We start from the raw sequence: 26,304 nt of genomic DNA, 5'->3' as shown, positions 1-26,304 counted from the left end.
TCCGGCAGGCGCGTAAGAGGCGGGAGTGCACCTCTCCCGCCTGTCCCTCACCGATTTCCGCTCTTATGCCGATGCCGTCCTGTCGCCGGGCCCGGGTCTGGTCGTGCTGACCGGCGAGAATGGCGCGGGGAAGACCAATATCCTTGAGGCCGTATCGCTCCTCACCCCCGGACGTGGACTGCGCGGTGCCAGCCTTTCGGAAATGGCGCGGCAGAAGGGTGCCGGAGGCTTTAGCGTGGCGGCGCGTCTTTCTTCTCCCCTCCCTTTCAAGGGAGGGGATCAAGGTGTGGGTGCGAGCCTCGCAGAGGCGAGCCCTACGATGTCGACCAGCCCCACCCCCAGCCCCTCCCCTGACGGAAAGGGGGGTGTCGAAATCGGCACGGGCACCCTCGCCACCGCCCCCGAACGCCGCCAGGTCCGCATCAACGGCGCTACCGCCTCCGCGGCCGCGCTCGGTGAATGGCTCTCCGTCCTCTGGCTCACGCCCGCGATGGACCGGCTGTTCACCGAAGGCGCGTCGGGGCGGCGGCGCTTCTTCGACCGGCTGGTGCTGGCGCTCGAGCCGTCTCACGCCACCCATGCCGCCCGCTACGAGGCGGCGATGCGGGCGCGGAACAAGCTGCTGGCCGAACCCGAAACGGCCGATCCCGCCTGGCTCGGGGCGCTGGAAGCCGGGATGGCCGAACATGGCGCGCGCATCGCCGAGGCGCGGGAACGGGCGCTTGCCTGGCTCGGGGAAAGGCTGGCCGCGCAAGCCGAAGGGCCGTTCGCGCGCGCCGGGCTCGCCTTGGGCGGCTGGCGCCCCGCCGACGATGCGGAGGGGGCGCTCCGGGCCGAACTCAAGGCCGGACGCGGGCGCGACGCGGCGGCCGGACGAACCCTTGCCGGGCCGCACCGCACGGACCTCCTCGTCACCCATCTCGCCAAGGGGCAGGCGGCGGAGGCCTGCTCGACCGGCGAGCAGAAGGCGCTCCTCCTCGCCATCGTCCTCGCCCATGCCGATCTCGTCGCCGACCATGCGGACCGGCGGCCGATCCTCCTCCTCGACGAAGTGACCGCCCACCTCGACCCCTCCCGCCGCGCGGCCCTGTTCGACCGGCTCGAAAGCGCGGGCGGACAAGTGTGGATGACGGGAACGGAGCGGGCGCTGTTCGATAGCGTCGGCGCCGGGGCGACGTGGCTGACGGTGGAAAACGGCGCGATACGGGAGAGCTGATCACCGCACCCGCTGACACGCTTCAACTGCTTTAGCCGCCCCGTTCCCCCCTAACCGTCATTCCGGCGAAAGCCGGAATCTCCCTTCCTTCAGAGCTCAAGAGCAGAGAGATTCCGGCTTTCGCCGAAATGACGCAGCATGTGTTGACGCGCAAAGCGAGGACGGGCGGCCACTTTCCATTTTCCTACACGGCCACCTTTTGCCATGCTCCCCGCCATGCCCAGCGCCTTGCCGCTTCGAAACCGGTGGAAATTGTCAAAGTTGATGGGAGCGGCGTGCGAAGGGCTAAATCCGGTCAACTTCCGCCCTGGTATTGGCCGTTGCGAATCGGCCGTTTTTCCTTGGGTTCCCCCCTGCGCCTCGCTATATCCTCGTCATGGCAACTTCTCCTTCTGAAAACAGCTACGGCGCGGACTCGATCAAGGTTCTGAAAGGCCTCGACGCGGTCCGCAAACGGCCGGGCATGTATATTGGCGACACGGACGACGGATCGGGCCTTCACCACATGGTGTTCGAGGTTTCCGACAATTCGATCGACGAGGCGCTGGCCGGCCATTGCGACCTGGTGAAGATCCAATTGAACGCCGACGGATCGGTGACGGTCGAGGACAATGGCCGCGGCATCCCGACCGGCATCCATGCCGAGGAAGGTGTGTCGGCGGCCGAGGTCATCATGACCCAGCTTCATGCCGGCGGTAAGTTCGAGAACACGTCCGACGACAATGCCTATAAGGTGTCCGGCGGCCTCCACGGAGTCGGCGTTTCGGTGGTGAACGCGCTGTCGGAATGGCTGGAGCTCACCATCTGGCGCGATGGCGAGGAACATTGGATGCGCTTCCGCCACGGCGATGCCGAAGCGCCCTTGAAGGTCGTCGGCCCCGCGCCGGAAGGAAAGAAGGGCACCCAGGTCAAGTTCCTGCCCTCGCCCGCCACGTTCAAGATCGTCGAATTCGATTTCGACAAGCTCGAACATCGTTACCGCGAACTCGCCTTCCTCAATTCCGGCGTCCGCCTGCTCCTCACCGACGCGCGGCACGAGGATGTGAAGGAGGTTGAGCTCTTCTACGAAGGTGGGATCGCGGCCTTCGTCCGCTATCTCGACCGCACCAAGACGGCGCTCATCCCCGAGCCGATTTCCGTCACCGGCCAGCGCGACGATATCGGCATCGACGTCGCGCTCGAATGGAATGACAGCTATTACGAGCAGGTTCTCTGCTTCACCAACAACATCCCGCAGCGCGACGGCGGCACCCATCTCGCGGCCTTCCGCGCCGCGTTGACCCGCACCCTCAACGCTTATGCCGACAAGAGCGGCATGATGAAGAAGGAGAAGGTGAGCCTCACCGGCGAGGACATGCGCGAAGGCCTGACCGCCATCGTGTCGGTGAAGCTGCCCGATCCCAAATTCGGGTCGCAGACCAAAGACAAGCTGGTTTCATCGGAAGTACGCCAGCCGCTCGAAAGCCTGATGGCCGACAAGCTCGCCGAATGGCTGGAGGAAAATCCCGCCCACGCCCGCACGATCATCCAGAAGATCATCGATGCCGCCGCCGCCCGCGAAGCCGCCCGCAAGGCGCGCGAGGCGAGCCGCAAGAGCGTGATGGGCATCGCCTCGCTCCCCGGCAAGCTCGCCGACTGCCAGGAAAAGGATCCCGCCAAGTGCGAGCTGTTCCTGGTCGAGGGCGACTCGGCAGGCGGATCGGCCAAGCAGGGCCGCAACCGCGAGGTGCAGGCGATCCTGCCCTTGAAGGGCAAGATCCTGAACGTCGAACGCGCGCGCTTCGACCGCATGCTGTCGTCCAAGGAGGTCGGCACGCTCATCCAGGCGATGGGCACCGGCATCGGCCGCGACGATTTCAACATCGAGAAACTGCGCTACCACAAGATCGTCATCATGACCGACGCCGACGTGGACGGCGCGCATATCCGGACGCTCTTGCTCACCTTCTTCTACCGGCAGATGCCGGAGATTATCGAGCGCGGGCATCTCTACATCGCCCAGCCCCCGCTCTACAAAGTCGCGCGCGGACGGTCGGAAGTGTATCTGAAGGACGACGCCAAGCTCGACGATTATCTCGTCGAGGCGGGCACCGAAGCGATGGTGCTGGGAACGGCGGAAGGTCAGCGCTCTGGCCAGGATCTGCGCACGCTCGCCGATCACGCCCGCCGCATGCGCACCCTGATGCGCTACGTGCCGCGCCGCTACGACCCGGCGATCATCGAGGCTTTGGCCCTCGCCGGCGCGCTCGATCCAGAGCTGAAGGACCGCGACCGCGAGGCCGCGATCCAGCGGGCCGCGGCGTGGCTCGACGGCGGCGACGCGGAAGGCAAATGGACGGGCGGTGCCACGGAAGAGGGCAATTATGCGCTCAACCGCCTGTGGCGCGGCGTCACCGACCATCATGTGATCGACCACAAATTCCTCGTTTCGGCCGAAGCGCGCAAGCTGCACGGCCTGGCTTCGGAACAGGCCGAGACCTACGCCAAGGCTTCGCGCCTCATCTCGGTCCGCGCCGCGAGCGCGAGCGAGGGCGAAGAGGGTGAGGAAGCGGCGGCGCCCGCCAAAGGCACGCACGTCACGCGGCCGTCCGAGCTGCTCGACGCGATCCTCGCGGCGGGCCGCAAGGGCCTGTCGATCCAGCGCTACAAGGGCCTTGGCGAGATGAACGCCGATCAGTTGTGGGAAACCACGCTCGACCCGTCCAACCGCTCGCTCCTGCAGGTCGAAGTCGCCCAGGCCGATGTCGCCGACGAAATCTTCACCCGCCTGATGGGCGACGTGGTGGAGCCGCGCCGCGACTTCATCCAGGAAAACGCGCTGAACGTCGCCAATCTCGACGTATAAGAAAGCGGATCGGCCCTGAGCTCCTCAGCCGCCTCACTTGCTCAATGCGGGCAAGGAGGCGGTATATTGCCCGCCGGTCGAATACAGGCCGTCAAATCCGCCGCGCAACGCCGGATCGAGCACGATCCCGCGTGGACGCACGGCTTCGCGCACCGCCATATCATAAGCCTTGCAGCCATTGGCCTCGCCGCCCGGCGACTGGCATCCCCAATATTGACCGCCGGGACGGGCAAAAGCGAGGGAGACGGTTTCACGCGGCGGAAGTATGCCGCCCGCCGCGAGGAAAGGCGGATTTTGGGAGGTCCATCCCTCCTTATCGGCATGGCCCGTGCCGGTCAGGGCCACGACCAGGCTTCCCGGAACCTTCCTTTGCGCGGCGGTGAGAAGCTCCGCCATGCCAGCCTCCCTCTCCTTGGAAATGAGCGGCTGGGGGATCTTGTCGAAGGCCACCGCCGACACTTTATATCCGCGGCTCGCCAGGAGGCGCGCCCTGTCGATGAGCGCCAGCACGGCATGAGTTACGCGCGCATCCTCCGCCGCATGCCAGGCGGGAGCGACAAGAAGGGCGGTGCGCGCGGCCTCCCCGCCGTCGGAAGACAGATAGGCGTCCAGATAGGGTTGGTTGGCGGGCGGGAATTCGAGCCCCAGGATGAGCGGACGCCCGGCCTTCGCGCCCGCGCACAGGGCATCGGCCGCCACCGCCGGCATCTCGGCCGTGCCATGATATTCGCCGATCAGCAGATAGTTGAAATCAGGCCGGTCGAGCAGCTGCTCGATCCCCGGCAAGGCGCCGCAGCTTGGCGGCAGGCCCGCCGGAATACCCGCGCCCATCAACGCGGCCAACATGGACAACATCATCTTCCCCTCCCTTGCGCGTAGCGCTTAGACTCCACTTATCTCTCGCCCTCAAGAGCGCGTTGGCGCCGCCGCTGCACCGACGAACCGATGCCGAGCGCTTCGCGATATTTGGCGACGGTACGGCGCGCAATATCAAAGCCTCTCGCCTTGAGGAGGTCGACAAGCTGGTCGTCGGACAGGATTTTGCCGCCTTCGCCCGCGATCAGGGTCTTGATATGGCTTTTCACCGCCTCGGCCGAAACGGCGTCGCCGCCGTCGGCGCTCTGGATGCCGCTGGTGAAGAAATATTTGAGTTCGAACAATCCGCGCTCGCAGGACAGATATTTGTTCGACGTGACCCGGCTGATCGTCGATTCGTGCATGCCGACCGCTTCGGCGATGGTGCGCAGGGTGAGCGGACGGAGATGGGCGACGCCGCGAAGGAAGAAATTTTCCTGCTGCTTCACGATCTCCGTCGCGACGCGCGTGATGGTGCGGGCGCGCTGGTCGAGCGCCTTCATCAGCCAGTTGGCGCTCGCCAGGCATTCCGACAGCCATGCCTTCGACTTCTTGTCCTGCGCGCCGCCGGAGAGTTCGGCATAATAAGTGCGATTGACGAGGAGGCGGGGCAGGGTGGCGCCGTTGAGCTCGACCGACCAACCCGCGCCCCTGCGCGAAACGAGGACGTCCGGCACGACCGCCTCGACGCGGCTGCCGCCCTCGAACCGGCAACCCGGTTTGGGATCATAGGCGCGCAATTCCCGAATCATGTCGGTCAGATCCTCGTCGTCGACGCCGCAAATGCGTTTCAGGGCGCTTAAATTGCCCTTGGCGAGATAGTTGAGATTGTCGATCAGCCGCGCCATGGCGGGATCGTAGCGGTCCGCATCCTTGGCCTGCAGCGCGAGACACTCCGACAGGCTGCGCGCGGCAACCCCGGCGGGATCGAAGGTCTGCACGGCCGCCAGCACCCGCTCCACCTCCGCCTTCGGCACACCGAGGCGGTCGGCAATGTCGAGAAGCGAGACGGTCAGGTAGCCGGTTTCGTCGATCTGCTCGATGATTGCGGCTGCGATCATCAAATCGGCGCCGGACAAAGCCGCGCCCGCTTGAGAGAGGAGATGGTCGTGGAGTGACGCTTCATCGCTCGCGAAACTGTCGAAATCCGGAGCGTCCACAGAGCCGCCAAGGCTGGTGCCGGTCAGGCCGAGGCCGCCGTCCGTTCCGCCCATTGCGTCGGCGGCGCTGTCCTGGTGGAGATTTTCGTTCGACACGTCGATGTCGAGCGCGCCGGCACCATCGCCCGCGCCGAGATGGTCGATGCTGTCGGGTTCCGGCACTTCTTCATATTCGTCGCGGACCGGCGCCTCGACGCGGTCGCGGACCTCTTGTCCTCCGGATTCGAGAAGCGGATTGCGCTCCAGCTCCTCGGCGATGAACGTTTCGATCTCGAGGTTGGAGAGCGCCAGCAGCCGGATCGCCTGCTGGAGCTGCGGCGTCATCACCAGCGACTGGCTTTGACGCAGGTCCAGGCGGGGACCGAGCGCCATCGCTACAGCTCGAAACTTTCGCCCAGATAGAGGCGGCGGACCTCTTCGTTGCGAACCAGTTCGTCCGGGCTGCCGGCGAACAGCACCTTGCCGCCATAGATGATGCAGGCGCGGTCGACGATGTCGAGCGTTTCTCGGACATTATGGTCGGTGATGAGCACGCCAATGTCGCGTTTCTTGAGTTCGCCGACAAGGTCTCGGATGTCGGAGATGGAGATGGGATCGATGCCCGCGAACGGCTCATCGAGCAGCATGATCGAGGGTTCGGCCGCGAGCGCGCGGGCAATCTCGCAGCGGCGCCGTTCGCCGCCCGACAAGGCCATGGCGGAAGCATCGCGCAGGCGCTGCAAGCCGAATTCGTCGAGCAATTGTTCCAGGCGCGCGGCCCGCGTGACCTTATCCGGTTCCGCGACCTCCAGCACCGCCATGATGTTCTGCGACACCGTCATGCCCCGGAAGATCGACGTTTCCTGGGGCAGATAGCCGAGGCCGAGTATCGCGCGGCGATACATGGGGAGGCCGGTAATGTCGCGCCCGTCGAGAAGGATGCGGCCGCTGTCGGGCTTCACCAGGCCCATGACGGAATAGAAACAGGTCGTCTTGCCCGCGCCATTGGGGCCGAGCAAGCCGACCACTTCGCCGCGGTCCACGCCCAGCGACACGTCCTTCAGCACCACTTTCTTGTCATAGGCCTTGGCGATGGAAAGAACCGAAAGGCCACCCTCCAGCGCGCCGACCGCGGTTTCCGGCTCAGGCCGTTCGATGGGTGTGACGTCGTTCATCATGCTTGTCCGTTCAGCGGAATCTAGGAGAATGGGCGCGACGCCTCAACTGGCAAGATTCCTGCATGCATATCGCGCCACGGCCGTGACGATCCGGCCACAACGCCTTATCAGTCTTTCCGCTGCGGCACGGTGAAAGTGCCGGTCACGCGTCCGCCTTGCGTCGACGTGCCTGGCCTTGCGGCGGCGCTGCCGTCCATCACGGCGCGGCCGCTGTTCAAATCAATGACCAGCCGGCCGCCATTCACGTTGGATTGGCCGCGGGTCAGCGTGACGTTGCCGATCAGGGTGATGATGCGGGCATTGAGGTCGTAAATGGCGAACTGGCCACGCGCGGTTTCGGACGGGCTGCGCAAGGTAACGCCGCCGCTCGCGTCCAGCCGTTCGATCTGAATGCCGCCCGCGCTCGAATAAGCGACGGTGAGGCGGGCGGCGGAAAGGGTCAGATCGGCCTGGCGGACGAGGACGTTGCCGGAAAAGATCGCGCGGTCGGCGCGGTCCTGCACCTCGATCCGGTCGGCGGCGACATCGACCGGCGCGTTGGTGTCGTGATTGCCGAGCGCGGACGCGCCGCCCTGCCCCTGCGCGGTCCCGGCGACGAGGGCGAGGAAGGGGAGGAGGGCGGCGATCCGAAGGCTTTTCATGGCGTTCATCTGGCGGCCCCCTGTTCGATATGCAAGCGCGCGCGGCCGGCCAGGGTGACGGTGCGGCTGCCGAGGTCCGCGCTCATCGTGTCGGCGCTGAACGATCCAAGCGGCATTTCGCCCGACACGCCATTGTCCCCGTGCATCGTGCGGGTGTCGAGATCGACCTGGACGTCGCGGGTTTCGAGCCGGTAGCCGTCCGCGGCGGCGAAGCGGACCGGGCCGTTCACCGCGACCGTTTCCTCCTCAAGATTGTAGCGGGCCTTGGACGCGGTGAGCGTCGCCGGGCCGTTTTCCAGAAGCATGCGCGCGGCCATGCCGTTGATGTCGACGATCGGATCGGCCGAAGTCGCCTGAATGGCCGAATCCGCACCGATGACGAAAGGACGGCCCTTGCTGTCCTGCCCGCGATATTGGGCGGAAAGGACGCGCATCCGCTCCTCCGCGACGGCGACTTCATTCTTATCGAGAAGGAAGCTGAATTCCTCGCCCCGGGTCAGTGGCGCGAGGGCGAGATAGGCGACGAGCATGCCGATCAGGGTCGGCAGCGCGATCTTCAAGATGCCCACGAAACGATCGTGCGCACTGCCGGGCACCGCCCAGTGGCGCTTCACCGTCCGTTCGCGGGTTGCCGCCTCAGACATGGGCGAAGATGTCCACCTCCGGCCACCCGGCAAGGTCGAGCAAGGCCCGGTGCGGCAGGAAGTCGAAGCAGGCCTGGGCGAGACCGGCGCGGCCTTCGCGGACCAAGCGTTCGTCCAGCTTCTCCTTCAGCTTATGAAGATAGCGCACGTCAGACGCGGCATACTCTTTCTGCGCGTCGGACAGTTCCGGCGCGCCCCAGTCCGAGGATTGCTGCTGCTTGGAAATCTCCTCGCCGAGCAATTCGCGCACGATCTCCTTAAGGCCGTGACGGTCGGTATAGGTGCGGATCAGGCGCGAAGCGGTCTTGGTGCAATAGACCGGCGCGGCCATGACGCCGAGATAAGCGTAGATGGACGCGAGATCGAAGCGCGCGAAGTGATAGAGCTTCAGCCGGCTCATGTCGGACAGCACGGCCTTCAGGTTCGGCGCGGCGAAATCGCTGCCCGCGCGGAAGCGGACGAGATGCTCGTCGCCCCCGCCGTCGGAAATCTGGACGACGCAGAGCCGGTCGCGGCCGGGCTGCAGGCCCATCGTCTCGGTATCAACGGCGACGGACGCGCCGGGGGCGAATAGGCCCGCCGGCAGATCTTCTTCATGGAAATGAACGGTCATGCGCCCCGCATAGGCGCAAGTGCCTGACTCCTCAATGACCGGCAGGCGTTTCCGCCGCCGCGCCGCGCGCCTTGCGGCGCCGGGCGACGATGTTGAGAATCTCCACACCAGCCGAGAAAGCCATGGCGGTGTAGATATAACCCTTGGGCACATGGACGCCGAAACCGTCGGCGATCAGCACCGCGCCGATCATCAACAGGAAGCCCAGGGCCAGCATCACTACCGTCGGATTCTTGTTGATGAAGTTGGCCAGCGGATTTGAGGCGAGCAGCATGACGACGACCGCGGTGATCACCGCGACGACCATGATCGGCAGATGTTCGGTCATGCCGACCGCGGTCAGGATCGAATCGATCGAGAAGACGAGATCGAGAACCAGGATCTGGGCGATCGCCGCGCCGAAGCTCAAGGTCGACTTGGCGGTGTCGAACACGTCCGCATTGGGATGGGGATCGACATTGTGATGAATTTCCTTGGTCGCTTTCCAGACCAGGAACAGGCCGCCCGCGATCAGAATGAGATCGCGCCATGAAAATTGCGTTTCGAACGTCGGCTCGCCATGCGCGCCTGGGGCACCGGTGATGCCGAGGTCGAAGACGGGGGCGGTGAGGCCGACCAGCCAGGCAATGCCGGACAGGAGGACGAGGCGCATGACGAGCGCGAGGCCGATGCCGAGGCGGCGCGCCTTCTGCCGCTCCGCTTCGGGCAGCTTGTTGGACAGGATCGAGATGAAGATGAGATTGTCGATGCCGAGCACCACTTCCATCACGATCAACGTGGCGAGCGCGGCCCAAGCGGCCGGATCGGCGAGAAGGGCGGGGATCGAGTCCATGATGCGAGGCTCCCTGGAATGAATTTTCGCCCAGATGCACGAACATGAGCGGCGAGGCTAGAGTGGATTCCCACACGTGAGCGAAACCGACTCGCGGCTGTGGATAATTTGGGTTATGGGAGTCGCGGGTGCGTCTTCACAGCGCGCCGGACCGATTGCGTGACGAGCCCCCCGCGCAAGGGTTTCAAATGGATCTAGGGCGCAAGAAAGTTTTGACTGCATGGGTTTTGACAGGGGTCGTCGCGGCGGACGCGGCAGCAAAGACAAGCGTGACAGCTTTGGTGACGAAAATTACGGCGGCTACAACGATCGCGGCAGCGGCGGCTTCGGCGGTGACCGTGGCGGCTTCGGCGGCGGTGGCGGATATGGCGACCGTGGCGGCGGATTTGGCGGTGGCGGCGGCGGTTTTCGCAGCGGCGGCGGTGGCGGCTTCGGCGGCCCGCGCGGCGGCGGCATGCCCCCCCAGGTTGTCGGCGAAGGCAAGGGCGTCGTAAAATTCTTTAACGGCCAGAAGGGCTTTGGCTTCATCGTCCGTGACGATGGCGGCGAAGACGTCTTCGTCCACATTTCGGCGGTCGAGCAGGCGGGCCTCACCGGCCTTGCCGAAGGTCAGCCGCTTTCCTTCACTCTCGTCGACCGTGGCGGCAAGGTGTCGGCCACCGACCTTAGCATCGAAGGCGATCCGCTTCCGGTGCCGGAACGCGCACCGCGCGAAGATCGCGGCGGTTTCGGCGGCGACCGTGGCGGTCCGCAGCGGCAGCTGACCGGCGAAAAGGCGTCCGGAACGGTCAAGTTCTTCAATGCGATGAAGGGCTTCGGTTTCATCAGCCGCGACGATGGCCAGCCGGACGCATTCGTGCACATCTCGGCGGTCGAACGCGCGGGCATGGTGTCCTTGAACGAGGGCGACCGGCTTGAGTTCGAACTGGAGGTCGACCGTCGCGGCAAGACCGCGGCCGTCAACCTTCAGCCGCTGCAATAAGAAGCGTGGGCCCGGCCTGGCGCCGGGCCCATCTTTTCCGGGGATAGGGGGATATCATGATTCTGACTTCGCTCGCGCTCATTGCTGCGCAGCCGGCCCTGGATGATGCGGCCTTGAGGCATGATGTCCGTTGCATGGCCGCGCTCAGCGCCGCCGCGGCCGCTGCCGAAGAGGCCGAGATGAAGAACAACATCACCCTCATCACCACCTATTTCATCGGCCGCGTCGACGGCCGCGCGCCCCAGGCCGATTTGGCGGCTCTGGTCGAGAGCGAGGCCAAGGCCTTGGAAACGGGTGACATGGAAGCCGTCATCACCGAATGCGCCGGTGTAGTCGAAAAGCGCATGGGCGAGATCGAAAAGCTCGGCCAGGACAAGTCTTAGCTCTTTAAGCGCCAATAAAGCAGGTCTTGACCCTCCGCTGCAATCGCTGGGCTCAACAGCTCCATTTGTTCCTTACTGTAAGCAACACTGTGAAGCTGGGCGCATTAAGGCGAGCCCCTAGCAATCCTGTCACCCCTTAGTGCCCAAGACCTTGAACTTATTGTAAAATAAGGTCGCGCCCGGTTGACCAAGGTGCGTCAAATATTCTTTTTCAAAATGTTGGGCTCCGGCAACGCCAAGCACCTCTTCCAAAGCTGGTGCAGCGAGACGAATACGTTGTTCAATAATCGCTTTCTCCGCATCCAAATCGGCGCCTTGGAAAGAATGCGCCTCCACGGACCATTTGATGTTTTGGAACCCTGCCTCGTGTAGAATCGACGGCAATTCACGCCCGATATAAAGATTGACCGGCAAGGCTTTGAGAAGGGATTGCCGCATTTGGTTCAGTTCCGGGCTGATCGGAAACAGGTTGAACATGAGCCCATCAAAATCCACCGCCAGCAATTTTCCGCCCGGCTTCAGCACTCGCAGAACTTCTCGCGCACAGGCGACTGGATTCTTCAGATGCTCGAATACGTAACGCGCAACAGCCCATTCATAACGATTGGCGTCCGTCGCGATGTTTTCGAGCGGCGACAAGAAAAAATGCACCGCGTTTTCCGCTGGCAAGAGCGCTTTGGCCTGGGCCAGACGCTGTTCTGAACCATCACATCCTTCAATCGTGGCATGGGGAAACTTGCGCTGCAATTCCCTCGAAAGAAGGCCGCTTCCGCATCCAAGGTCGATCAAGGCCTCGCCAGGTAAAAGATTGATGTCCCTCACTTCTCCCTGCATGTCATAGGCGGAAAGCAGGGCTTGCTGCTCAAGGCGTCGCGCTTCGTCGGGATGTTCAAGTACATAAGACATGCCACTTATTCCTGTTCCAAGGAAAGCCTTTGGCGCCAAAGGCTTTCATGCTCGTTGGCTAGAGACTGGGCTGTTGCCGAATGCTCTTGCAAATGCATCAATATGACTGGCTCTCCAGCCAGATTGCCAAGAGGGAATGGCGGCAATGGGCCTTCTTCATCTGTTAGAAGCTCATATCCTGCGGACGCCTCGATCCGCTCGGTTTTCAGTCGGGGCACGCCCAAAGCAATGCAACCGTCGAAGGCATGATCCTGTGCAAAACGCGCATGCATGCCGATGGCGATCTGGACCAGATGTCGCGCCGCGTCACGATCGGCCCGGACGTCCGGACGGCTTGTCCAGCTACCAATATAGCCGACACGCTTTCCTTTCCGCTCATAATCGCTGAGAAGCTGTCGCAACCGTTTTTCATGCCGGCTCGCGCAGGCCGATTTTGCGGCGGCAAGTGGCGGAAAATCTATTTTATAATGTGAACAAAGATCAGACGTGACCCATTTATACCCCATGAGAAGGGAGAGATCACCATCCTCTTCTTCCTGCGCAATGAGGACATGGGAAGCAATGAAATCAGTTGTGTCCACGGCTAAAGCGGTGGGCGGATATTCGCTGCTATAACCCTGAAGTTTCAAATCCACGATCTTAAGAAATATGTTCCGCACCGAGGAACAATGCCACTGGGCACTAGCATTTTTGATTGTAATGATTTTTAGGCGGTCGTTCTTTATCACGGAAGAATGCTAGCGACTTTCCGCTTGAATTGACAAGGGTCGTTTTGAAACCGTTTCAATTGCGTCAGGTCACCATCCTCCGGAGCGTTTCGATCCGGTCGGCCTCATGCGCCGGCTTGTCGCGGCGGATGCGCGCGATGCGCGGGAAGCGCATGGCGAGGCCGGATTTGTGGCGGCGGCTGTCGTGGATGGAATCGAACGCCACTTCGAGAACCAGGGTCTTTTCCACTTCGCGGACCGGCCCGAAACGCTGAACGGTATTGTTGCGGACGAACCGGTCGAGCCATTTCAATTCCTCATCCGTGAAACCCGAATAGGCCTTGCCGACCGGCAGCAATTCCCCCTCTTCGGTCCAGCAACCAAAGGTGTAATCCGAATAGAAGGATGAACGCTTCCCGCTGCCGCGCTGGGCGTACATCATGACGCAATCGGCGGTGAGCGGGTCGCGCTTCCATTTATACCAATGGCCGACGCGGCGCCCGGGAATATAGGGCCCGTCCCTGCGCTTTAGCATGACGCCTTCGATCGCGGCGTCCCGCGCGCCGTCGCGCAAGGTTTCGAGCGCTTCGAAACTCTCCGCTTCGATCACCGTCGAAAGGTCGAACCGGCCCGGATCGAGCCGCGCCACGAACGCTTCCAGGCGCGCCCGCCTTTGCGTCCAGGGCAAGGCCCGCAGATCTTCGGCGCCATCCATCAGCAGGTCGTAGAGACGAACGAAGGCGGGATAGTCGGCGATCATCTTGGCCGACACGATCTTGCGGCCCAGACGCTGCTGGAGGGCATTGAAGCTCGCCGCCGCGCCGCCATGCTCTTCTGCGCCCTGCGCCTCTCCCTTCACCAGCAATTCGCCGTCCACCGCGCCCTCCGCATCGAAGGCGTCGGCCACTTCCGGAAAGCTCCGCGTGATGTCGTCGCCCGCGCGGCTGTAGAGCCTGGTCTCGCCTGCGACACGAACGATCTGGACCCGAATGCCGTCCCATTTCCATTCGGCGGCATAATCGTCGAGCGAGACGCGCAAATCCTCCAGCGGATGGGCGAGCATGAAGGGCCGGAAGACCGGCACGTCGGCCAAAGTGGGCCGCTCGCCCTTGCCCTCCGCCCAGTCGAAGAGCCTATCGTAAGGCGGCGCGATCCCGTGCCAGACTTCCTCCACCGCATCGACGTCGAGCGCGAAGGCCTGGGCGAGAGCGAGCTTGGCGAGGCGGGCCGACACGCCGATGCGCAGGCCCCCGGTCGCGAGCTTCAAGAGCGCGAATCGCCCGCTGGCGTCGAGATGATCGAGCATCGCGGCGAGCGCGCCCGGCGCCTCGGCCCGGCCGAGCTTCATCAGCCGCTCGACGACCAAGGAGATGCGGAGCGTGCCGTCGTCGATGTCGTCGGGCTGATCGATCCGCTTGGGCCAGAGCAGCGACACGGTCTCGGCCATGTCGCCGACATAATCCCGGCTCATCGAAAGAAGCACGGGATCGACCCGTTCCTCGGCGATGGCGCGGATGACGGCAGGCTTCACGCCGGGAATGTCGATCTCTCCGGTCAGCGCGGCCAGCGCCCAACCCCGGTCCGGATCGGGCGTTTCCTTCAGATAATCGCCGATCAGCTTCACCTTCGCATTGCGCGAACGCGTGTAGACGAGGGCGTCGAGGAGCTTTGAAAAATCGCGCATCGGCAACGTAACGAGCGGAACGCTGCGCCGGGTTCCAACGGCAATGGAACAGGAGCAGCGGCGCCGGGTTACAGGATCATCACAATGGAGTGCGGATCATGTTGCGTGCGATCGGGTGCGTGGTTGTCGCCATCGTCGTCCTCGGCCTGTTGCTGGTCTTTGGTGTGCTGGACATCATCTTCTAGGCATTCGCGGTTTTCCGGACGTGATCGGCAAGCTGGGCGCTTGCCAGATTCTTCGCCTTTGCTTCGACTTCCACGTCGCACCAGACAAGGTGGCGCGCGACGAGATCGTTGACCGCCAGGTTCCACATCATGTCGCTATGGCCCCTGAGCTTGGCGGCCTTCAGGCCTTCCGCGCTCAACGCGAGAAAATCGGGCCGCTCCTCCGCCCCGACATGCGGTACCAGCACCTCTCTCGATACGGAGATATGGGCGGCCGGACGAACGCCGCGCCAGGACGCCTTGACCCCCTCGACCCGCGAGTCTTCGGGCTCGAGATATTCCCCTTGCGACCGGATCCAATGATGATGGAAATCGACGACGATGGCGACCTCCTCGGCGAGGCGGAGAAGATCGTCCAGTCCGAAGCTCATCTCGTCATTTTCGAGGGTGACGAGATCGCGCGCGGCCGCGGGAAGCTGGGAGAGGCCATGACGGATGCCCTCGACCCCCAGCGCCCCCGATCCGCCATGGATGTTCACATGGGCGCCCCAGGGATGCCAGCCGCCGCCATAGCCCAGCATCTCCATGATCGCGACATGGTCCATCAGGTCGGTAATCGCGTTGGCAAGGGCATCGGGACGGCTGGTGGCGAGGATCGTATGATGGCCGGGATGCATGGACAGGCGGATGCCGTTCGTGCGCGCATAATCCCCGGCCGCTTTGAGGCGCCCTTCGATAAGCGCCATCAAATCCCTGTCGTAGAATGGCGCGATGTCGGGATGGGAAAAGCCGGGGAAGATGCCGCTCAGGATCCGGAACATATGTTCGAGCGGCGGCAGCCCGGCGACGAAGCGGAGTTGGCCGTCGAGCGCGTCGAGATTGTGCGCCACGATGTCCGCCAGCCGGTCATAAGCGTCGGCGGGCGATTGGCGCTTCAGCCAGGAGATCGTCGTGGTCCGCATGTTCATGCGCTTTTCTTGGGCCGCATCGCCCGTCGGCGACTGAAAGGTGCAGCAGAAACCGATTCGCGCGTTGTCAGCCATGCCTTTCTCCTCGACCTGCAAGAACCCCGGACCGGGGGATCGGATGCCTCCCCTTGACAGAAGCGGAGCGGATCGGCAAAGGCTCACCCCGATTGGAGCGGCGGCGACGCCGCTTTTATTTTTCAAACCCTTTGAAGTGAGAAGAGGCTGCCATGGCCAAGCCAGCAACCGTCAAGATCAAGCTCGTCAGCTCGGCCGACACGGGCTTCTTCTACGTGACGAAGAAGAATCCGCGCAACATCACCGAGAAGATGACCTTCCGCAAATACGACCCAGTCGCGCGCAAGCATGTTGAATTCAAGGAAGCGAAGATCAAGTAAGCGGCTTCCCGCTCACCGCGATTCGCTTTGAACCCCGGCATTGCCGGGGTTCTGCATTTTGAGATCCGGCGAGTCGTCGAGCAGCGCTTCGACCGCCTTCACGAATTTCACCACCGAAATCGGCTTCGACACATAGCCTTCGGCACCCGCGTCGCGAATCCGCTCCTCGTCTCCCTTCGCCGCATAAGCGGTAACCGCCATGATCGGAATGGCTTTCAGGTCCGCGTCGGCCTTCAACTCCTCGATGATCGATAGGCCGCTGATATAGGGCATCTGGATATCCATGACGATGAGGTCGGGGCGGAATTCGCGCGCCCGTCCGACCGCGTCGCGCCCGTCGCGCACCGGCTCCGGCGCATAGTCATGCGCGCGCAGAAGGTCGCAAAAGAGCTTCAGATTAAGTTCGTTGTCCTCGACAACGAGGATTTTTTGTCCCACGCGACATGACCTCGTACAGGGAGTGCACTTTCTACGTTATGCCGACCATGGACGCCAGTAGTGAAGATTTCGCAACCGTTTATGCCCTGTCGGCGCTCGCCTGGATCCTGGCTGAGGACAGCCGCGCCCAGCGCCTGATCGCGCTGACCGGCCTGACGCCGGACGATCTGCGCCTGCGCCTGTCCAATCCCGCTGTCCTCGCGGCGGTGCTCGGCTTCCTCGAAGCGCATGAGCCCGACCTCATCGCCTGCGCCGCGGCGACGGGCGTCACGCCCGCCGATCTCGTCGCCGCACGGCGGAGCCTGGAGGGGTGAGCCGCCCGCTCCTCATTTCCGACTGCGACGAAGTGCTGCTCCACATGGTCGGCCATTTCGCCGACTGGCTGCGCGAGGATCACGGCCTCACCTTCTGCCTCGACACGCCCGGCTTCGTCGAGGCTGTGACCGATACCAACGGACGCCCCGTCCCCGCCGAAACGGTCTGGCCATTGCTCGACGGCTTCTTCGACGCGCAGATGCACCGGCAGAATGTCGTGCCCGGCGCCGCCGAAGCGCTCCAGGCGATCGGCGCGGTCGCGGACATCGTCATTCTCACCAATATCGGCGACCAATATCATGCGAACCGGGTCGAGCAGCTGGACCGCTTCGGCATCCGCCACCGCGTCCTCTGCAATCGCGGCGGCAAGGGACGGCCCGTGGCGGAGCTGATCGCGGACATGGCGCCGGGCCCCGTCGTGTTCGTGGACGACCTACCGGTCCATCACGAATCGGTCGCCAAACATGCGCCTGAAGTATGGCGGCTGCACATGATCGCCGAACCGCGCATTGCCACGCACGTGCCGCCCGCGCCGCATGCCCATGCGCGAATTGATTCTTGGGAAGAGGCGCTGCCCTGGATCCTGATGCGCCTCGAACGATTACCCATGTAATTAATCTTCTGGACAGCTTTGCCCCGGCACAATGACCCCGCATGTTCCGATCGTTTGAAGGGGAGATTTCAAATGGAAGCGCGTTACTTCCGCCATACAAAAATGACTTTGGCGGTAGCCATCAGTGTCGTGGCTTTCTCGCCAGCGCCCGCCGAACAAAAAGGACCAGCGATCCAATCCACTCCGCTTACCATGCCGCGCCGTCACCCAATGGCGGACGTGCTTTTGAATGGCAACGTCCCGTTGCGCTTCGTCGTCGACACCGCCGCGGGCGCAACGGTGGTGGACCGAAACATCGCGGAAAGCCTTGGCCTGATGTCCGGCGGCATGCGCCAGGAGGAAGTCCACGGCGCCAACGGCAGCGCCAGCCACAATTTGGTCAAGGTCAATCGCGTGACTTTGGCGGGGATGAGCCGTGAGAATGTCGATGCCGTCATTGTCGACATGGAGCGCGTTGCTCCCGGCGCCGATGGCATTATCGGCAATGACGTGCTCCGCCATTATGGCGTGCTGTTCGACATGCCGAACCAGAAACTTGTGCTGTCCAGCATGGAAGAGCCAGCGGCCACGGCGAAGGAATGCGCACCCAATGCGCGGCCGGGCCGCATGCCCGGCATGGCCGGATTCGCGCTTCTCGACGGAGAGCTGATCGGAGATGCCGGAAGCTCCGGCAAGGCGAGCGCGACGATGATTGTGGATACGGGTGCCGCACAGACGGTTCTCAACTGGCATGCGGCCCGTGCTCTCGGCCTGACGCCCCAAGATCCCCGGGTCCGCAAGCGCGAGAATGGCACCCGTGGCCTAGCGGCGGGCGCAGCAGGCATCGAAACCTATCTCTACACTTTGGGCGGAATGAGATTGCCGGGCTGGACCGTGCCGCCGTTAGAGGTGCGAATCGCCGACCTGCCGGTTTTCAAGGCCACGCAGCTCGACGCGGAACCCGCAATTATCCTGGGCGCGGATGTCTTGAAACAAAGAGCCTTTACGATCAGCCGGGGCGCGGGAAGAACCTGCTTCTTGGCTGCATGATCCGGGACTGGCTTGACCCCAGGGCGCCTTGGGTGCTTACGAGTCAAGCCATGACCAGCATCTCATCCCGCCTCGCCGACCTCGGCATTGTCCTTCCCGAAGCCGCCGCGCCCGTCGCGGCTTATGTTCCCGCCGTCGAAGCGGGCGGGCTTCTCCACATTTCAGGGCAGCTGCCGTTCGACGACGGCCAGTTGATGACCGGGCGCCTGGGCGAGGATCGCGACGTGGATTTCGGCCAGAAGGCGGCGATGCGTTGCGGCGTGATGCTGCTCGCGCAAATGCAGAAGGCGCTTGGCTCGCTCGACCGGGTGGAGCGGATCGTGAAGCTCGGCGTGTTCGTCAGCAGCGCGGGCCATTTCACCGATCAGCCCAAGGTCGCCAACGGCGCTTCGGAGCTGATGGAAAGGGTGTTCGGCGAGGCTGGCCGCCATGCGCGCAGCGCTGTCGGCGTGCCCGTCCTGCCATTGGGTGCCGCCGTCGAGATCGATGCGATCGTCGCGATCCGCCAGGACTAAGGCGCTCGGGCGGCATCCCTTTGCCCATCGCGGGCTGCACGGGGAAGGCCGCATCGAGAATAGCCGCGCGGCGTTCCTGGCCGCCATCGCGGCAGGACATGGGATCGAGCTCGACGTCCAGCTCAGCGGCGATGACGCGGCCATGGTGTTCCACGATGCGCGGCTGGACCGTTTGACGGATGACAAAGGCGCGTTGCTGGACCGCGATGCCGCCACCCTGGCCGCAGTCAGGATCAAGGGCACGGACGAAGGCATCCCGACACTTGCCGAAATCCTCGCTTTGATCGGGGGGCAAGTCCCCGTCCTCATTGAAATAAAGGCGCCGCGCCGCACGATTGGGCCGCTTTGCCGTGCCGTGGCTGGCGCATTGGACACATATCCGGGCAAGGCGGGAATCATGTCGTTCAACCCCGGGGTCGCCCGCTGGTTCGCGCGGGAACGGCCGGAGACGCTCCGCGGTCTCGTCGTCACGGAAGAGCATAAGCAAGGGCTGCGCGGCCGGATCGAAAGGACGCTGTCGCTGGCCTGGGCCAAGCCCGACTTTCTCGCCTATGACATACGCGACCTCCCCTCGCGTTTCGCGGCGGCGGCGCGGCGGTGCGGGCTTCCGGTCTTCACATGGACGGTGCGCAGCCCGGCGGCGCTGGAGATTGCGGCGGCGCACGCCGACCAGATCATCTACGAACTGCCTGTCCGGCCATGAATGAAAAGAGCATCGTCGCACGGATCGCGAATGGCGTTTCCACCCTCGATCCCGCCCAATGGGACGCGGTCGCGGGCGCGGACAATCCTTTCCTCAGCCACGCCTTCCTGTCGGCACTGGAAGAATCGGGCAGTGTCGGCGCGCGGACGGGCTGGCAGCCGGCGCCGATTGTCATCGATGGTCCGGACAGGCGCATCGCGGCCGCCTTGCCCGCTTACGCCAAGAGCCACAGCCAGGGCGAATATGTCTTCGATCACGCCTGGGCCGACGCCTATGAGCGGGCGGGCGGCGATTATTATCCCAAGCTGCAGATCGCGGTGCCGTTCACGCCGGTTCCGGGCCGGCGATTGCTGACGCAGAATCCCGCGCTGATCCCGGCCCTTATCGCCGGGGCCGAATCCTTGGCGAAGGGCAGCGGCCTTTCCTCCGTCCACGCCACCTTCATCGACGAAGGGGAGGTTGCGGCGTTCGAGGCGGCGGGCTGGCTGATCCGCGTCGACCGGCAATTTCATTGGCACAATGACGGCTTTGGCGATTTCGACGATTTCCTCGCCACTCTCGCTTCTCGCAAGCGCAAGGCAATTCGCAAAGAACGGGCGGCGGCGCTTGAGGGCCTCACCGTCCGCCAGGCTGGCGGCGCGGAGATCACAGAGGCCGATTGGGACGCCTTCTGGGCCTTTTATCAGGACACCGGCGCGCGGAAGTGGGGAAGGCCCTATCTCACCCGCACTTTCTTCTCGCAGATCGGCGCCAGCATGGCCGATCGGCTGCTCCTCGTCTTCGCCGAACGGGATGGCAGGCCCATTGCGGGCGCGCTCAACTTCATCGGCGGCGACACGCTGTACGGGCGCTATTGGGGCGCGACCGAGGAGGTGCAGCACCTCCATTTCGAAATCTGTTATTATCAGGCGATCGATTTCGCCATCGCCCAGGGGCTGTCACGGGTCGAGGCGGGCGCGCAAGGCGCGCATAAATTGGCGCGAGGCTATCGGCCGGTGCCGACATGGTCGGCCCATTATATCGCCGATCCGGGCTTTCGCGACGCCGTCGCGCGCTATCTCGAGGAGGAAAGGCGCGCCGTCGCCGACGACATAGCCGATCTGACCGAAATGACGCCGTTCAAGCGCGGATAGAAGGATCAGGCCGCAACCAGGCCCTGCATCGCCGCCGCGGCCAGCCAGCTGCGCGCGCGGCGCTGCGCCTCGGCGATTTCCCGCGCCGTCATCGTGTCGGCGATGTCGGCCCGGCAATATTTGGCTTCCTCGACGCCGTTGAGCGCGGCGAGATTGAACCATTTATGCGCTTCGACCGGATCGGCCGCCAGCGCCGCGCCGCCATTGGCATAAGCGAGGCCGAGGTCGAACAAGGCTTCCGCCTCGCCCCGCGCCGCCGCCTGCAACTGGCTTTCGATCACGAAAGCCTTGTGATTCTGAATGCCGCTCATCGTCCTGTCCCCTGCTGTTAAGAGCAGGATCGCCGAATGAGTGGAAAGAAATGGTTAACGACGCCGGTTACGCCTTGCCGGCAGGCAGAACGGGCAGATTGTCGATAAGGCGGGTGGCACCCATGCGTGCCGCGGCGAGGAGGCGGGCGGGCCGGTCCAAAGCGGCGAGCGGGACGAGCGTGTCCGCGTCGCGCAATTCGACATAATCCACGGACGCGAAACCGGCATCGGCGAGGGCCGCGCGCGCCGCCGCGAGAACGGCGTCCACCTCTTCCCCCGCTTGAAGAGCGGCGGCGGCGCGGCCAAGGGCGCGGGGCAGAGCGCGGGCGGCGACCCGCTCCTCCGGCGACAGATAGGCGTTTCGCGAGGAGAGGGCGAGGCCGTCCGCATCGCGCTGGGTCGGCACCCCGGCAATCTCCACGGCCAGGTCGAGATCGGCGGCCATGCGGCGAATGACGGCGAGCTGCTGATAATCCTTTTCGCCGAACAGGGCGAAATCGGGCTGCACCTGGTTGAGCAATTTGGCGACGACGGTCGCGACGCCGTCGAAATGTCCGGGCCGGCTCGCCCCGCACAGCCCTTCGCTGACGCCGCTGACGGTGATCCTGGTCGCCATCTCCGGCCCGCCCGGATACATGACCTCGACGCTCGGCGCCCATAGAAGGGTGCAGCCATTCTCTTCCAGCAGCGCGGCATCCCTCGCTTCCTGGCGCGGATAGCGGCTGAAATCCTCATTGGGACCGAATTGGGTCGGATTGACGAAGACGGAGGCGATCACGAAGCGCGCCCGCCGCCGCGCTTCCGCGATCAAGGCCATGTGCCCAGCATGAAGCGCGCCCATGGTCGGCACGAAAGCGATCTTGCCGCCTTCGGTACGAAGAGCGCCAAGCGCGGCGCGCAGGGCGGGGAGGTCACGGAGTGTTTGCACGGATTCCAGGCCTTCGGTAAGTGAGTTCGGGCGGGATATGGGGCGCGTCTTGCGTGCCGCCACCCCCAAGATCAAGAGGACGTTTCGAGGATCCATGGCAGACGCGCCGCACATCATCGTTTTCGCCAATGAAAAAGGCGGCACCGGCAAGTCGACCACGGCGGTGCACAGCGCGGTCGCGCTCGCCGCGGCCGGGCGGCGGGTGGCGGCGCTCGATCTCGACACCCGGCAGCGCACGCTGGGCCGCTATCTCGACAATCGCGCCAGGACGATCGCGCGCACCGGCGTGCCGCTTCCGATGCCGCGTCACGAGACGTTCGATCCGGCGAAGAGCGACGATTTCGACGGCCAGCTCGCCCGGCTGGCCGAGGATGCGGATGTGATCGTCATCGACACGCCGGGCCGCGACGATCCCTATGCCCGCGCCGCGATGCTGAAGGCGGACACGCTCGTCACCCCGATCAACGACAGCTTCGTCGATCTCGACCTGATCGGCGAGGTCGATGCCGAAACCTACAAGGTGAAGCGCCCATCCTTCTATGCCGAACTCGTCTGGAACAGCCGGACGCAGCGGGCGAAGGTCACCGGCAACAGCGTGGACTGGGTCGTCCTCAGAAACCGCATGCAGCATATCGAGGCGAAGAATATGCGCCGCGTCGGCAAGGCGCTGGACGAGCTCTCCCGCCGCGTCGGCTTCCGCGTCATTCCGGGCCTTGGCGAGCGCGTCATCTATCGCGAACTGTTTCCCAAGGGCATCACCCTGCTCGACCTCGCCCAGATCGGCGAGGTCGGCATCGCCCATATCGCGGCACGGCAGGAATTGCGCGAGATGATCGCGGGCTTTGGCCTGCCGGAGGCGGACGAGGCGCCCGCCCGCGCCCGCGCCGCGGGCTAAGCCGTGCCGCCGGTCCTCATCCTGCTCCTCCTTGGCCTCGGCGGCTGGGCCTGGTGGACCGGGCGGCTGAAGGGCGTCACCTATGAAGACGCCATCGCGGCGGTTCTCTTCCTCCTCGGCCTCCGGCTGCTGACGACCGGCCGGGTGCTGACCGGCGCGCTGCTGATGGGCGGCGCGATCCTGTGGGCCGCATATCGCCGCCGCCAATTGGAGGGGGCCGCCATGGCCGTGCCGGTCGCCCGCGCCATTCTGGGCGTCGGCGAAACCGCGACCCTTGCGGAGGTTCGCGCCGCTTATGCCGAGCGGCTGGCCGAAGCGGGGGAGGACGACGAACAGGTCGCGCGCCTCGATCGCGCGCGCGACACGATCGTCGCCGAAATGAACAAGCGGACGCCTCGCGCGTCTTGATGCCGCCTTTCCTCATCATGGAGCCGTTATGACCCATCGCTTTCACCCGACCTCGCTGCGCGAATATGACATTCGCGGGATCGTGGGAGAAACGCTGGGCGAGGCAGACGCCTATGCGATCGGGCGCGGCTTCTCGACGTTGGTCCGGCGCGGCGGCGGCACCCGGGTCGCGACCGGCTATGACGGCCGCGAAAGCTCGCCGGTGCTGGAAAAGGCGCTGGTGAAGGGCCTGACCGAAGGCGGCGTGTCGGTCGTCCGCGTCGGCCTCGGTCCCACGCCGATGCTTTATTATGCCGAGGCCGTACTCGAAGTTGACGGCGGCATCATGATCACCGGCAGCCACAATCCGGCCAATTATAACGGCTTCAAGATGGTTCTGTTCGGCCGCCCCTTCTTCGGCGCCGACATTCAGGGCCTGGGCACAATGGCCGAGAACGGGGATTGGGATGCGGCGGAAACGCCGGGCGACGTCGCCGATCACGACATTGTCGACCGCTATGTCGACCGGCTGCTCGAAGGCTTCGACGGGGGGGCGTTCCGCATCGGCTGGGACGCGGGCAATGGCGCGGCGGGGCCGGTGGTCGAGAAGCTGACCGCGAAGCTGCCGGGCGAGCATCATTTGCTCTATACCGATGTCGACAGCCGTTTTCCCAACCATCATCCCGATCCGACCGAGGAAAAGAATCTCGCCGATCTGAAGGTGCTGGTCGCCGAAAAAAGCCTCGATTTCGGCCTCGCCTTCGACGGCGACGGCGACCGGATCGGCGCGGTGGACGGCGAAGGGCGGGTGGTGTGGGGCGACCAGCTCCTGTCCATCCTCGCCGAACCGGTGATCGCCGACGTGCCCGGCTGCACGATCATCGCCGACGTGAAGGCGAGCCAGGCGCTCTACGACCGGGTCGCCGAACTGGGCGGCCATCCGCTCATGTGGAAGACCGGCCACAGCCTCATCAAGTCGAAGATGAAGGAAACCGGCGCCCCGCTTGCGGGGGAGATGAGCGGCCACATCTTCTTCGCCCACGATTATTACGGCTATGACGACGCGCTCTACGCCGCCGTCCGCCTGATCCGCGCGGTGAGCCGCATCGGCAAGTCGCTGACCCAATTGCGCTCCGACATGCCCGCCATGGTCAACACGCCCGAAATGCGCTTCCAGGTCGACGATAGCCGCAAATTCCCGGTCGTCCGCGAAGTGCTCGACCGCCTCGCGGCATCGGGCGCGGAAGTGAACGACACGGACGGCGCCCGCGTCAACACGGCCGACGGCTGGTGGCTGCTCCGTGCATCGAACACGCAGGATGTGCTCGTCGCCCGTGCCGAGGCCAGGGATCAGGCCGGGCTCGACCGCCTCATGGCCCAAATCGACGAGCAGCTCGCTTTGTCAGGGCTGGAGCGCGGGCCGCAGGCGGGTCACTAATGAACCAAAGCAAAGGGCACAATTCCTTATCGACAAAGATGCTCCTAACAGGTGCAGTAGGCTTTTATGAGGCAGCCTCAGCTTTACTTAAGAATGATGACATGTTCCATTGGCCAGCCTTCTTTGTAAACTTGTCCTATTCTTTTGAATTATCTTTGAAAAGCATGCTGGTGTACAGAGAAGTGGTCACCTACAATGATTTAAAAAAAATTGGCCACGATTTAAGTAAATCTTTAAGTATGGCCATATCCTTTGGCTACAAACTGCCAGACCCTAATATATCAGACTTGATAAGCATCTTATCTCCTCTTCATATGAGGAATGAGCTGAGATATATGAGGGGCGGCGTTGTTGAGATTCCCGATGCAGAACAAGCTCGGCAATTGGCTTGGCTTCATATTCAAGCAATTGGTGATCAAATCCCTATTAATGACCTGCCTTAATCGTCCTCATCCTCATAGCCGACGAGATTGAGCTCGCGCGCCTTGATCTGGTGCATGGCGCACCAGTGAATCAGCGCTTCCTCGCGGCCATGCGTCACCCACACTTCCTTCGGCGCGATTTCGCGCAGGGTGGCGGTGAGCTCGTCCCAGTCGGCGTGGTCGGAGATGATGAGGGGCAATTCGACGTTCCTCTGCCGGGCGCGCTGGCGGACGCGCATCCAGCCCGATGCCATGGCGGTGATCGGATCGGGCAGGCGCCGCGACCAGCGGTCGTTCAGGGCGCCGGGCGGGCAGAGGACGATCCGGCCCTTCAATTCCTCCTTCGCTATGCCGGTCGCGGGACGGATGTCGCCAAGTTCCACGCCTTGTTCCTGGTAAAGCTCGCACAGCCGCTGGAGCGCGCCGTGAATATAGATGGGATCGTGATGCCCCCGCCGCCTGAGTTCCATGATCACGCGCTGCGCCTTGCCGAGCGCATAGGCGCCGACCAGCACGCAGCGATCGGGATTGGCATGGAGCCGCTCTAAAAGCCGGTCCATCTCGCTCCCCGTATCCGGGTGGCGGAAGACGGGGAGGCCGAACGTCGCCTCGGTAATGAAGATGTCGCAGGGCACCGGCTCGAACGGCGCGCAGGTGGGATCGGGGCGGCGCTTGTAATCGCCGGAGACGACCACCCTTTCGCCCCGATGGTCGAGGATGATCTGCGCGGAGCCGAGGACGTGGCCCGCAGGCACGAAGCTCACGTCGACCTCGCTCATGCGGATTACGTCGCCATAGCCCACCGGCGATCCGTTCTGCGGCCCATAACGGCATTCCATGATGGCGAGCGTCTCCGGCGTCGCCCACACCTGACCATGCCCGCCGCGCGCATGATCGGCATGGCCGTGGGTGACGATCGCCCGCGCCTTGGGCTGGGACGGGTCCACCCAGGCGTCGGCGGGCTTCACATAAATGCCTTCGGGAAAAGGCTCTATCCAGGAACCGAGACGGGCCATCGGGAGCTA

29 protein-coding genes and 1 pseudogene are annotated in these 26,304 nt (G+C 64.0%); 15 read left to right on the top strand and 15 right to left on the bottom strand.

All coding sequences use genetic code 11. The features are described from left to right. Positions 1-25: 25 nt before the first annotated feature. Complete coding sequence (locus IC614_RS09780) at positions 26-1,216, top strand: DNA replication/repair protein RecF (RefSeq protein WP_200971158.1); 1,191 nt, start codon at positions 26-28, stop codon at positions 1,214-1,216. Positions 1,217-1,592: 376 nt separating this feature from the next. Further along, positions 1,593-4,061 carry a DNA topoisomerase (ATP-hydrolyzing) subunit B gene (gene gyrB / locus IC614_RS09775; RefSeq protein ID WP_200971157.1) on the top strand — a complete coding sequence of 823 codons (2,469 nt, stop codon included), beginning with the start codon at positions 1,593-1,595 and terminating at the stop codon, positions 4,059-4,061. Between the two features lie 33 nt (positions 4,062-4,094). Here gyrB and IC614_RS09770 read toward each other — a convergent pair whose 3' ends face one another. From IC614_RS09770 to IC614_RS09740, 7 genes are all read right to left on the bottom strand, one after another. After that, on the bottom strand, positions 4,095-4,919 hold the full coding sequence (locus IC614_RS09770) for a TraB/GumN family protein (protein WP_200971156.1): 825 nt from the start codon (positions 4,917-4,919) through the stop codon (positions 4,095-4,097). A gap of 35 nt (positions 4,920-4,954) precedes the next feature. Then, complete coding sequence (rpoN, locus tag IC614_RS09765) at positions 4,955-6,448, bottom strand: RNA polymerase factor sigma-54 (protein ID WP_200971155.1); 1,494 nt, start codon at positions 6,446-6,448, stop codon at positions 4,955-4,957. A 2-nt stretch (positions 6,449-6,450) separates the two neighbouring features. Beyond that, positions 6,451-7,230 carry an LPS export ABC transporter ATP-binding protein gene (gene lptB, locus IC614_RS09760; protein ID WP_200973188.1) on the bottom strand — a complete coding sequence of 260 codons (780 nt, stop codon included), beginning with the start codon at positions 7,228-7,230 and terminating at the stop codon, positions 6,451-6,453. A gap of 110 nt (positions 7,231-7,340) precedes the next feature. Further along, the gene (locus IC614_RS09755) at positions 7,341-7,874 is read right to left on the bottom strand and encodes an LptA/OstA family protein (protein WP_200971153.1); all 534 of its coding nucleotides are present in this window, start codon (positions 7,872-7,874) and stop codon (positions 7,341-7,343) included. 5 nt (positions 7,875-7,879) lie between these two features. Beyond that, a complete protein-coding gene (gene lptC / locus IC614_RS09750; RefSeq protein WP_200971151.1) occupies positions 7,880-8,518 on the bottom strand; it encodes an LPS export ABC transporter periplasmic protein LptC in 639 nt (212 codons plus the stop codon). Further along, positions 8,511-9,131, bottom strand: coding sequence for a ribonuclease D (locus IC614_RS09745; protein WP_200971149.1), 621 nt, complete (start codon positions 9,129-9,131; stop codon positions 8,511-8,513). Before IC614_RS09745 ends, lptC begins: the two co-directional genes overlap by 8 nt. Positions 9,132-9,162: 31 nt before the next feature. Then, positions 9,163-9,963 carry a TerC family protein gene (locus IC614_RS09740; protein WP_200971147.1) on the bottom strand — a complete coding sequence of 267 codons (801 nt, stop codon included), beginning with the start codon at positions 9,961-9,963 and terminating at the stop codon, positions 9,163-9,165. Between the two features lie 220 nt (positions 9,964-10,183). Between IC614_RS09740 and IC614_RS12450 the strand changes: the two genes are divergently transcribed. Continuing rightward, positions 10,184-10,945, top strand: a complete 762-nt coding sequence (locus IC614_RS12450) for a cold-shock protein (RefSeq protein ID WP_200971145.1) — start codon at positions 10,184-10,186, stop codon at positions 10,943-10,945. A gap of 56 nt (positions 10,946-11,001) precedes the next feature. After that, a complete protein-coding gene (locus IC614_RS09730; RefSeq protein ID WP_200971143.1) occupies positions 11,002-11,328 on the top strand; it encodes a hypothetical protein in 327 nt (108 codons plus the stop codon). A gap of 129 nt (positions 11,329-11,457) precedes the next feature. Here the strand turns inward: IC614_RS09730 and IC614_RS09725 are convergent, their stop codons facing one another. The 4 genes from IC614_RS09725 to IC614_RS09710 form a co-directional block, all read right to left on the bottom strand. Further along, the gene (locus IC614_RS09725; RefSeq protein WP_200971141.1) at positions 11,458-12,234 is read right to left on the bottom strand and encodes a methyltransferase domain-containing protein; all 777 of its coding nucleotides are present in this window, start codon (positions 12,232-12,234) and stop codon (positions 11,458-11,460) included. A gap of 5 nt (positions 12,235-12,239) precedes the next feature. After that, entirely contained in the window at positions 12,240-12,962 is a 723-nt protein-coding gene (locus IC614_RS09720) for a hypothetical protein (RefSeq protein WP_207791110.1), read from the bottom strand. A 64-nt stretch (positions 12,963-13,026) separates the two neighbouring features. Beyond that, positions 13,027-14,625, bottom strand: coding sequence for a cisplatin damage response ATP-dependent DNA ligase (locus IC614_RS09715; RefSeq protein WP_200971137.1), 1,599 nt, complete (start codon positions 14,623-14,625; stop codon positions 13,027-13,029). Positions 14,626-14,806: 181 nt separating this feature from the next. Then, positions 14,807-15,832 carry an apurinic/apyrimidinic endonuclease family protein gene (locus IC614_RS09710; protein WP_200971136.1) on the bottom strand — a complete coding sequence of 342 codons (1,026 nt, stop codon included), beginning with the start codon at positions 15,830-15,832 and terminating at the stop codon, positions 14,807-14,809. Between the two features lie 152 nt (positions 15,833-15,984). On the opposite strand from IC614_RS09710, the gene rpmG reads away from it, so the two are divergent. After that, the gene (gene rpmG / locus IC614_RS09705; protein WP_106640541.1) at positions 15,985-16,152 is read left to right on the top strand and encodes a 50S ribosomal protein L33; all 168 of its coding nucleotides are present in this window, start codon (positions 15,985-15,987) and stop codon (positions 16,150-16,152) included. Between the two features lie 78 nt (positions 16,153-16,230). On the opposite strand, the pseudogene IC614_RS09700 reads toward rpmG, so the two are convergent. Continuing rightward, positions 16,231-16,590, bottom strand: a pseudogene (locus tag IC614_RS09700) (response regulator); the annotation flags it as partial. A 47-nt stretch (positions 16,591-16,637) separates the two neighbouring features. Here IC614_RS09700 and IC614_RS09695 point away from each other — a divergent pair. The 6 genes from IC614_RS09695 to IC614_RS09670 all read left to right on the top strand — a co-directional run bounded on the left by IC614_RS09695 (position 16,638) and on the right by IC614_RS09670 (position 20,898). Then, a complete protein-coding gene (locus tag IC614_RS09695) occupies positions 16,638-16,904 on the top strand; it encodes a DUF3572 domain-containing protein (RefSeq protein WP_404829126.1) in 267 nt (88 codons plus the stop codon). Further along, positions 16,901-17,518: an HAD family hydrolase gene (locus IC614_RS09690; RefSeq protein WP_200971133.1), complete on the top strand. Its 618-nt coding sequence runs from the start codon at positions 16,901-16,903 to the stop codon at positions 17,516-17,518. The genes IC614_RS09695 and IC614_RS09690 overlap by 4 nt, the downstream gene beginning before the upstream one ends. 102 nt (positions 17,519-17,620) lie before the next feature. Beyond that, positions 17,621-18,547, top strand: a complete 927-nt coding sequence (locus tag IC614_RS09685) for a retroviral-like aspartic protease family protein (RefSeq protein ID WP_200971132.1) — start codon at positions 17,621-17,623, stop codon at positions 18,545-18,547. A gap of 50 nt (positions 18,548-18,597) precedes the next feature. Next, complete coding sequence (locus tag IC614_RS09680) at positions 18,598-19,062, top strand: RidA family protein (protein WP_200971131.1); 465 nt, start codon at positions 18,598-18,600, stop codon at positions 19,060-19,062. Continuing rightward, on the top strand, positions 19,034-19,765 hold the full coding sequence (locus tag IC614_RS09675; protein WP_200971130.1) for a glycerophosphodiester phosphodiesterase family protein: 732 nt from the start codon (positions 19,034-19,036) through the stop codon (positions 19,763-19,765). The genes IC614_RS09680 and IC614_RS09675 overlap by 29 nt, the downstream gene beginning before the upstream one ends. After that, positions 19,762-20,898, top strand: a complete 1,137-nt coding sequence (locus IC614_RS09670; protein WP_200971128.1) for a GNAT family N-acetyltransferase — start codon at positions 19,762-19,764, stop codon at positions 20,896-20,898. The genes IC614_RS09675 and IC614_RS09670 overlap by 4 nt, the downstream gene beginning before the upstream one ends. Before the next feature lie 5 nt (positions 20,899-20,903). Here IC614_RS09670 and IC614_RS09665 read toward each other — a convergent pair whose 3' ends face one another. Then, a complete protein-coding gene (locus IC614_RS09665; protein ID WP_200971126.1) occupies positions 20,904-21,209 on the bottom strand; it encodes a sel1 repeat family protein in 306 nt (101 codons plus the stop codon). A gap of 67 nt (positions 21,210-21,276) precedes the next feature. Next, positions 21,277-22,137 (bottom strand): pantoate--beta-alanine ligase, encoded by an 861-nt coding sequence (gene panC / locus IC614_RS09660; RefSeq protein WP_200971124.1) that lies wholly within the window; start codon positions 22,135-22,137, stop codon positions 21,277-21,279. Between the two features lie 94 nt (positions 22,138-22,231). On the opposite strand from panC, the gene IC614_RS09655 reads away from it, so the two are divergent. The 4 genes from IC614_RS09655 to IC614_RS09640 are packed head-to-tail and all read left to right on the top strand — an operon-like array spanning position 22,232 to position 25,300. Continuing rightward, the gene (locus IC614_RS09655; RefSeq protein ID WP_200971122.1) at positions 22,232-23,032 is read left to right on the top strand and encodes a division plane positioning ATPase MipZ; all 801 of its coding nucleotides are present in this window, start codon (positions 22,232-22,234) and stop codon (positions 23,030-23,032) included. Positions 23,033-23,035: 3 nt separating this feature from the next. Next, complete coding sequence (locus tag IC614_RS09650; RefSeq protein ID WP_200971120.1) at positions 23,036-23,440, top strand: hypothetical protein; 405 nt, start codon at positions 23,036-23,038, stop codon at positions 23,438-23,440. Between the two features lie 28 nt (positions 23,441-23,468). After that, on the top strand, positions 23,469-24,857 hold the full coding sequence (gene pgmG / locus IC614_RS09645) for a phosphoglucomutase/phosphomannomutase PgmG (RefSeq protein WP_200971118.1): 1,389 nt from the start codon (positions 23,469-23,471) through the stop codon (positions 24,855-24,857). Beyond that, positions 24,857-25,300 (top strand): hypothetical protein, encoded by a 444-nt coding sequence (locus IC614_RS09640; protein WP_200971116.1) that lies wholly within the window; start codon positions 24,857-24,859, stop codon positions 25,298-25,300. Before pgmG ends, IC614_RS09640 begins: the two co-directional genes overlap by 1 nt. Here IC614_RS09640 and IC614_RS09635 read toward each other — a convergent pair. Beyond that, entirely contained in the window at positions 25,297-26,295 is a 999-nt protein-coding gene (locus tag IC614_RS09635; protein ID WP_200971114.1) for a ligase-associated DNA damage response exonuclease, read from the bottom strand. The genes IC614_RS09640 and IC614_RS09635 overlap by 4 nt on opposite strands. Positions 26,296-26,304 lie beyond the last annotated feature (9 nt).

The sequence above is a fragment of the Sphingosinicella flava genome (assembly GCF_016025255.1).
In the GTDB taxonomy this organism is placed as follows: domain Bacteria; phylum Pseudomonadota; class Alphaproteobacteria; order Sphingomonadales; family Sphingomonadaceae; genus Allosphingosinicella; species Allosphingosinicella flava.
The sequence above is the reverse complement of the archived record's forward strand: the minus strand, read 5'-3'. Positions and strand labels throughout refer to the sequence as shown.